This window comes from Scytonema sp. PCC 10023 (assembly GCF_963920835.1).
Lineage (GTDB): Bacteria > Cyanobacteriota > Cyanobacteriia > Cyanobacteriales > Nostocaceae > Kalymmatonema.
In genome coordinates, this window is record NZ_CAWUDP010000278.1 from 1 (window position 1) to 1,653 (window position 1,653).

A 1,653-nucleotide genomic window follows, 5' to 3' on the forward strand; every position below is an offset into this window, starting at 1 on the left:
CACAGGAAATTTAGTCAGGAGTTTTTCTCACGATCGCCCCCCCTGAACGGATACGAAAATTCAATAGTACCAGCCGCAGTACCAGCCGCAAAAAGCTGACGACTAGTAACTGGTACTGCGGGTACTTGATACTGCGCTTCCTTGATAACTGCGGCTGGTACTGTTTTAACAGGTGATATCAATAGACATCTCCGAAATAGGTTTTTTCGTGATAAAGAAATATAAAATGACCTTTTTAGCACATAAAAATGGCTAACATACTAGAGTACATCGAGAACAATCCAGAGCAAGCACAGCGCTTAGTAGGTCTAAAATATGACCAATTACAGCAGTTAATTCAAAACGCACTTATCACACATAATCAAAAGTTGGCAGAAGCCGAAGAACAAAAAATAAGAATTATTAAGGGAGGTGGAGGTCGGAAAGTCAAGCTGTCTATGGGAGAGCAGATAATATTAACTTTAATTTACTTAAGACATTTGACTACATTTCAATTGCTGGGTATCCAATTTGGAGTTAGTGAGACCACAGCAAATGACACTTTTAACTATTGGTTCCCACTGTTAAGAGAATTGTTACCTTCAAGTATGTTAGAACAAGTAAAAAAAACTCTAGTGACTACGAAATTGTTAAAGAAATTCTCACAGAGTATGAATTAATAGTAGATAGCTGTGAGCAGCCGAGGGAACGCCCTGGAGAATATCAGGAGCAAAAAAAGTATTATTCGGGTAAAAAGAAAAATCATACTTTAAAAAACCAGTTAATAGTTTTACCTGACGGTACAGACATTGTTGATGTTGTAGCAGGTAAACCAGGTCCGAAAAGTGATATAAATCTGTTTAGAGAGCAGCAAAAAGGTTTTGACCCAAAACAAAGATTTAACGGTGACAAAGGTTATGTGGGAGAACCGTCAATTAAAACTCCACAGAAGAAACAAAAAAACCAAGAATTAACGCCCGAACAAAAACAATTAAATAAAGAGTTATCATCTGAAAGAATATTTGTTGAACATATAATTCGTTTTGTGAAAATCTTCAGGGTAGCTCAAGAAAGATTTCGATTGAAACCCCATAAATATGAAGAAATTATTCTCACAATTTGTGGACTTGTAAGGTTAAGAATTGGAGCGTTAGTCTTATAAGTTTAAACTTATCTGTTTAACGGGGTTAAAATTAGGTACCTATAAACCTATATTTTCCCCTGTTCTTAACAAAAAGCATCTCAAAATACTATTCTAACGTTAAACTGGCGTTCTTTTACAATTCTGCGATCGCCTGCTTAAAGTTAGTTTCAGATTAGGTTTGCTTGTTTTCGGAGATGTCTATTGAGTTAAGGAAGTTGCGGTTGCGCTACGCGCAACCGTCAAATTCTCATGGGCGATCACATGAATCGACAGATGCGAAAAACCTAGAATTTGATAACCCGCAACTTGGGTTAGTACTTACATACTATATCAATGGCGATCTCGTCCGATCAGTTGCGTTTGTCATGCAATACATCTGTACTAAAATTGAGCGTTCGCCTGTGCCAGTTGCGTAAGTCCTGGTAGTTTTTCATCTTACTCTCAACAAACCCAATTCTTGCTGTGAGGAGTTACGTGTCTTCAGGAGGTTTGTCTTCAGGAGGTTTGTCTTCAGGAGGTTTGTCTTCAGG

Annotated in this window: 3 protein-coding genes; 2 read left to right on the plus strand and 1 reads right to left on the minus strand. The window is 37.7% G+C overall.

The annotated features are described in order from the left end of the window. Positions 1-14: 14 nt before the first annotated feature. Positions 15-182, minus strand: coding sequence for a hypothetical protein (locus ACM0OZ_RS48675; protein WP_414590128.1), 168 nt, complete (start codon positions 180-182; stop codon positions 15-17). A 66-nt stretch (positions 183-248) separates the two neighbouring features. Here ACM0OZ_RS48675 and ACM0OZ_RS48680 point away from each other — a divergent pair, with 66 nt between their 5' ends. Beyond that, on the plus strand, positions 249-659 hold the full coding sequence (locus ACM0OZ_RS48680) for a helix-turn-helix domain-containing protein (protein ID WP_414590129.1): 411 nt from the start codon (positions 249-251) through the stop codon (positions 657-659). Beyond that, the gene (locus ACM0OZ_RS48685; RefSeq protein ID WP_414590130.1) at positions 551-1,141 is read left to right on the plus strand and encodes an HARBI1 family protein; all 591 of its coding nucleotides are present in this window, start codon (positions 551-553) and stop codon (positions 1,139-1,141) included. Before ACM0OZ_RS48680 ends, ACM0OZ_RS48685 begins: the two co-directional genes overlap by 109 nt. Positions 1,142-1,653: the final 512 nt, after the last annotated feature.

Coding starts and splice junctions, on each gene's coding strand:
- ACM0OZ_RS48680 (WP_414590129.1), top strand. CDS start 249: ATGGCTAACATACTAGAGTACATCGAGAACAATCCAGAGCAAGCACAG.